Origin of the sequence: Psychrobacter sp. (assembly GCF_030457785.1) — a bacterium.
In the GTDB taxonomy this organism is placed as follows: domain Bacteria; phylum Pseudomonadota; class Gammaproteobacteria; order Pseudomonadales; family Moraxellaceae; genus Psychrobacter.
On the sequence record NZ_JAKDUI010000180.1, the window covers coordinates 1 to 5,602 of the forward strand.

Here is a 5,602-nt window from a genome sequence, read left to right on the forward strand (position 1 = left end):
GACTATCTCTGCGAGCAGTTACGCTCGCCTAGACTGATTGTTGCGTAAGTCCTAACCCTGCCAATGTCTTTCGAGAATATTCGCTCAGCAATGGAGACGTGGACGATTATACCCACAGTCGTATCATGGTCAGTCGTCATGCGGCTACAGAGATTTGGCCGACAGTGGCGGCTTGGATTGAAAAGCATGCCAACTAAGTACCACGTCTCTGTCAGTACCATGGTTGAATGTTCCACACACCCTTCAACGCGCCCGAAAAGTCTAAGCTAAAATGATATCGCTCTAAACATCTTTATACTTGTCAGCCAGTCTTAGGCTGTGGCAGTATTAATGGCATTATTTTAAGTATTCATGAACTTTAACCAATAGAACATCAGCAGTAGGGAAATGGCGGATATGAATGAATCATCAGAGCAGCATTCAGATAAAAACAAACACTATCGTTACTTGGTTTTTATCGGGCGTTTTCAGCCGTTTCACCGTGGACATAAAGCCGTCATTGATGAAGCGTTAAAGCGCTCAGATGAAGTGATTATGCTGATCGGCTCTGCCAATCTACCACGCAGCTTACGCAATCCCTTTAGCGTCGAGCAGCGTGCCGATATGATTAAGGATGCATACCCAACAGCAGAAGCAGCACGTATTCACTGCGTTGGGCTCGATGATGCTCTGTATAACGACACGCGCTGGCTCCAATATGTGCAAGCAGGCGTCAAGTCCGTCACGGGTGATTTACAAAGTAATATTGGCTTGATTGGTCACTCCAAAGACAGCTCATCTTATTATTTATCGCTATTCCCCAACTGGGACTCCGTCTCCGTACCCAATTATCAAAGCTTATCAGCCACGCCTATCCGTGATAGCTATCTGATGGGTGCTACACCGACGCCAGAGCGTACTCCTGAATCGACTCGTAAGGTGTTAGATGCATTCAAAAAAACCGACGATTATCAACAACTGCACGAAGAAGCCGACTTCATTGACAAGTATAAAAGACAGTGGGAGTCAGCCCCCTATCCACCTACTTTTATGACCGCTGATGCGTTAGTCATACAGTCAGGGCACATCCTGTTGGTGGAGCGTCTGAACTTGCCTGGACGTGGTTTGTGGGCACTACCTGGTGGATTTTTAGATCCAAAGGAGACGCTCTTCGGCGCTTGTGTCCGTGAGCTACGTGAGGAGACGCAGCTACAAGTCCCCGAGCCAGTATTGCGCGGCTCTTGTCACAGTCAGCACACCTTTGATGATCCTTACCGCTCAGCGCGTGGTCGTACCATCACCCAAGCCTTTTACTTTCAGCTAAAAAACGACCCAAATGGCTTACCAGAAGTACAAGGTGGTGACGATGCAGCCAAAGCATTTTGGTTACCACTTGCCGAACTGGATGCCAAGATGATGTTTGAAGATCACTATGCGATTATCACCAAGATGGTTGGCTTATAGTGATTCAAACAGTTGATGCTATGTTTCGTTTTAACCGCTCCACTTGTCGTGTTTACGCCTGTACCGATCGACGGTAACCACTCACCGCCGCCACTGCTCTTTTACTAAAGCAGCTGCGGCACCTCAACTCAGAGGAGTTCTGATGTACACCAGTAATCTCAGCAATTTAATTTTAAATAGCGACAGCTATAAAACCTCGCACTGGGTACAATACCCGAGCGGCAGCGAGTACCTGTCGAGCTACATTGAGGCGCGTAAAGGCGACTACGATGTGCTGTTTTTTGGCTTACAGGCCTTTATTAAAGAATATCTGAGCACGCCCATCACTTATCAAGATATTGATGAAGCCGAAATGGTCATTCAAGCACACGGCTTGACCTTCAACCGTAAAGGCTGGGAGCGCTTGGTCGATAAGCATGACGGCTACTTACCACTACGTATTCAGGCTGTGCCAGAAGGCAGCGTCGTGCCAGTCTCTAACGTCGTTTGTCAGGTTATCAATACTGATCCTGAGTTTTACTGGCTGCCTAGCTATATCGAAACCGCATTGTTACGTGCGATTTGGTATCCATCAACCGTCGCTAGCGTCTCACACTACTGCAAAGGCATCATTCGTCAGGCGCTAGAAACGTCAGCGGACAACACCGAGTCACTGATCTTTCGGTTGCATGATTTTGGCTCGCGTGGTGCTTCTAGCCAAGAGTCCGTCGCGCTCGGCAGCCTAGCCCATTTGGTCAATTTCGCGGGTACAGACTCAATGACTGCGTTAGTCGCTGGTACCAAATGGATAAAGACATGCCCGCATTTTCTATCCCCGCCGCTGAACACAGCACGATGACGGCTTGGGGTCGTGATGGAGAAACAGCCGCCTTTGCCAACATGATTGAACAGTTCGGTGGCGAAGGGAAAAGCTTTTCAGTCGTCTCTGACAGCTATGACTTATGGAACGCTATCGATAACATCTGGGGTGGCAGCTTGACAGACGATGTGAAAAATATGGGCGGTACCTTAGTCATTAGACCAGACAGCGGTGAGCCTGCCAAAGTAGTCCGCGAGGCGTTAGAACGCTTGGCGGTGAAGTTTGGTACGACGGTCAATAGCAAAGGCTACAAAGTACTGCCAGACTACGTACGCATCATTCAAGGCGATGGCATCAGTCCGCAAAGCTTGCGTAAAATCATTGACGTCATATTAAAGGCAGGATTTAGCGCGGACAACGTGACCTTCGGTATGGGCGGTGGGCTATTGCAGCAAGTCAATCGTGACACCATGAGCTGGGCAATGAAAGCCAGCGCCATCTCTATCGACGGTACATGGAAAGATATTTATAAAGACCCAGTCACCAGCCGCTCTAAGCGCTCAAAGAAAGGTCGCTTGGCATTGATTCAAGACACTAATGGACAGATCAAAACCATCAAGGCCGACGCTTTATCCACTGAGACAGACGACCTGCTGCGAGATGTATACCTAAATGGTAAGCTATTAGTCGATGACAGCCTAACCAGCATTAGAGAGCGTGCAGGATGGTGAACTCTCAGAAAGTAGCGTCTGTTGCCAAAAACGTGCTGCTCGCCCCTGTATATTTTTATCAAGGTCGAAAAATCCGCCGTGATACCATCCGTCTCCCCGAACCAACTGGAGATAGGTACGGTCGCATACAGTTAAGCCCGCCGATTAATACCACCAATAACCCTGTCGAAAAGACACTCAATGTCATGATTGTTGGCGATTCAGCCGCCGCTGGTGTCGGCAGTCAAACGCAGCAAGAAGCATTGGTTGGCAAGCTCATGCCTGCTTTACAACAGCAAGCAGTGATTCATAATCAATTTGATACGCTGACTTGGTCACTACAGGCGACAACCGGCCACACCAGTTTTGATATCTTGCGCAGGCTATATGTCTTACCCAGCCCAAATCAGCCAGTCGATATCATGGTGCTCAGTGTCGGCGTCAATGACACTACTGCCAACGTTTCGGTAGGTAAATGGAAACAACAGATTATCGATATCATTACGATTGCGCAACGTAAGTTCGGCGTGCAACAACTGATCTTTACTAGTCTGCCGCCCATGGCACAGATGCCTGCGATACCGACGCCACTTAACAGTTTCGTGGGTGCTAAAGCTTTAGTACTCGATAATGTGTTGAAAAAACTATGTGTCGACAATGACAATGTTACTTATATGGCCACTGACTTCACACGGATGATAGATGAGCATAGCAATGATGAGCCCATCGATATTTCGGTGATGTTTGCCAGTGATGGTTTTCATCCCAGCAGTCTAATGTATGGATATTGGGCAGAGAAAATGGCGGAACTGATTGCACAGTTGCTAAATCCACATACGACCGACGCTAAAGACTAAAAAGTCTTTTCAACGATGTCTATCGCATATCTTTCGGGTTGAGAATACGCTCTAAACATGACTTCAACCCGAAATTGGAACAAAAAAAACCGCTGAATGATCAGCGGTTTTTATATTACTTAGCGTAAGCAATTTGACGCAATCAGCGAAATTACTCAGCAGCTTTCTTACTACGTCCACCAAATGCACCAAAGCGCTTGTTGAAGCTTGCAACACGACCTTCTGTAGAGGTTTTACGTTGCTCGCCAGTATAGAATGGATGCGACGCACTTGAGATATCAAGTGGGTAGTATGGGTATTCTTTACCTTCGTATTCACGAGTGGCTTTGGTCTTAGCCGTTGAACGAGTTAGGAAAAACACGTCAGCGTTGGTGTCATGGAACAAAACTTCTTGGTAATCAGGATGAATATCTTTACGCATAATAAACTCTCTAGGTCCGATGTATGTACTTTTAACCAACACCTCTATAAGAGGTATCGAACAAGTGATGCATACGTAACTGAGGCACTAAGGACATTTATGAAAATGGCAACTGCATCACTGGCTTATTCCAGCATGCAACACCATACTTCTGCTCACTTAGCCTTTCCCCAGCGGGAAAAATCAAACCGCGATTTTAACGGTTTTCAACGCTTGATGCAAGCATCAGTTAGGCAAGATATATGTGATGATTTGTCACTAACAGGACACTTCTGTTGAAAAGAGCACGCAGGATTAGCATAATATTAGGCGCATCTAGATAATCAATACCAATATATTTTATATCTTTACTTAACAATAAGCGCTTGTCCTTTTTCACAGAATTTTTCGCTTAAGACGTTTGCGTTTGATTCATGGTCTGATTTTTTGATGGCCAATACACCACCGAGCGCAACGAAACCGACATCCACAAACACTCAATAAGGATAACTCAATGGTAAATACAATCATCAAAAAAAGCACCAAAGCGTTGGTTGTCAGTTCAGCACTGGCCGTTACGACCTTGGCAAGTGCCCAGTTACCGAGCCAATGGCAATTAGACGACTCTCACACTCGTGTTGGATTTTCTGTTGACCACCTAGGATTTTCAACCACCATGGGTCATTTTAATGATGTTGATGGTGTCGTAAATTATGATATCAATGCACCAAGCGATACCAGTATGAGCTTTACTGTCGCAACCGATAGTATCGATACCAACTGGGATGCACGTGACGAACATCTAAGAAACGAGGATTTCTTCGACGTTGCGAATCACCCGACCATGACATTTGAATCCACTCAAGTGAATTTTTTAAACCCACAGCAAGCGACAGTGACTGGTGACTTTACGATGCTTGGTCAAACCAAACCGCTGACACTAAATGTGACCCTCAATAAAATTGCCAACAGTCCGCTGACCGGAGAGCCTGTCGTTGGCTTCCGAGCCTCTGCTGTGATCGATCGTACTGCTTATGGTATGACCACTTTTGCTGACGGCATCACCACGGACGTACCGATTCAAATCGATGGTGAGTTGGTAGAAGCAGCAGAGACAGAAACCGAGTAATAATCTAGACGTCAAATCCGTCCAACCTGCTACTTTTCTGCCCAAAGAAACCAGCAGCCACTGACATGGCTGCTGGTTACCAAGCGTATTCAGGTCACCTATACTGTGTGACCACACTTTCTAGACGCATTTTTTGCACATCAACCAACTCTTTATATGACTTACAGACACATCGTTTGGCCCATTCTCAACCCTTTCCAATATTCATACCATCTCTAAAGCAATAACATGCTTTATTGTTACTTTGTTGTCGCTTTATATATC

General features: G+C 46.3%; 6 protein-coding genes. 5 read left to right on the forward strand and 1 reads right to left on the reverse strand.

The window, feature by feature from the left end:
* Positions 1-396: 396 nt before the first annotated feature.
* The 4 genes from L0J61_RS08760 to L0J61_RS08775 all read left to right on the forward strand — a co-directional run bounded on the left by L0J61_RS08760 (position 397) and on the right by L0J61_RS08775 (position 3,809).
* Positions 397-1,443: a bifunctional nicotinamide-nucleotide adenylyltransferase/Nudix hydroxylase gene (locus L0J61_RS08760; protein WP_301466065.1), complete on the forward strand. Its 1,047-nt coding sequence runs from the start codon at positions 397-399 to the stop codon at positions 1,441-1,443.
* A gap of 142 nt (positions 1,444-1,585) precedes the next feature.
* Positions 1,586-2,281, forward strand: coding sequence for a nicotinamide phosphoribosyltransferase domain-containing protein (locus tag L0J61_RS08765; protein ID WP_301466066.1), 696 nt, complete (start codon positions 1,586-1,588; stop codon positions 2,279-2,281).
* Complete coding sequence (locus L0J61_RS08770) at positions 2,239-2,973, forward strand: hypothetical protein (RefSeq protein ID WP_301466067.1); 735 nt, start codon at positions 2,239-2,241, stop codon at positions 2,971-2,973. Before L0J61_RS08765 ends, L0J61_RS08770 begins: the two co-directional genes overlap by 43 nt.
* Positions 2,967-3,809: an SGNH/GDSL hydrolase family protein gene (locus L0J61_RS08775; RefSeq protein ID WP_301466068.1), complete on the forward strand. Its 843-nt coding sequence runs from the start codon at positions 2,967-2,969 to the stop codon at positions 3,807-3,809. Before L0J61_RS08770 ends, L0J61_RS08775 begins: the two co-directional genes overlap by 7 nt.
* A 151-nt stretch (positions 3,810-3,960) precedes the next feature.
* On the opposite strand, the gene L0J61_RS08780 is transcribed toward L0J61_RS08775, so the two are convergent.
* Positions 3,961-4,230 (reverse strand): type B 50S ribosomal protein L31, encoded by a 270-nt coding sequence (locus tag L0J61_RS08780; protein ID WP_301466069.1) that lies wholly within the window; start codon positions 4,228-4,230, stop codon positions 3,961-3,963.
* Positions 4,231-4,723: 493 nt separating this feature from the next.
* On the opposite strand from L0J61_RS08780, the gene L0J61_RS08785 reads away from it, so the two are divergent.
* Positions 4,724-5,338, forward strand: a complete 615-nt coding sequence (locus tag L0J61_RS08785; RefSeq protein WP_301466070.1) for a YceI family protein — start codon at positions 4,724-4,726, stop codon at positions 5,336-5,338.
* The last annotated feature ends 264 nt before the right edge of the window (positions 5,339-5,602 follow it).

Coding starts and splice junctions, on each gene's coding strand:
- L0J61_RS08780 (WP_301466069.1), bottom strand. CDS start 4,230: ATGCGTAAAGATATTCATCCTGATTACCAAGAAGTTTTGTTCCATGAC.
- L0J61_RS08760 (WP_301466065.1), top strand. CDS start 397: ATGAATGAATCATCAGAGCAGCATTCAGATAAAAACAAACACTATCGT.
- L0J61_RS08770 (WP_301466067.1), top strand. CDS start 2,239: ATGCCCGCATTTTCTATCCCCGCCGCTGAACACAGCACGATGACGGCT.
- L0J61_RS08775 (WP_301466068.1), top strand. CDS start 2,967: ATGGTGAACTCTCAGAAAGTAGCGTCTGTTGCCAAAAACGTGCTGCTC.
- L0J61_RS08785 (WP_301466070.1), top strand. CDS start 4,724: ATGGTAAATACAATCATCAAAAAAAGCACCAAAGCGTTGGTTGTCAGT.
- L0J61_RS08765 (WP_301466066.1), top strand. CDS start 1,586: ATGTACACCAGTAATCTCAGCAATTTAATTTTAAATAGCGACAGCTAT.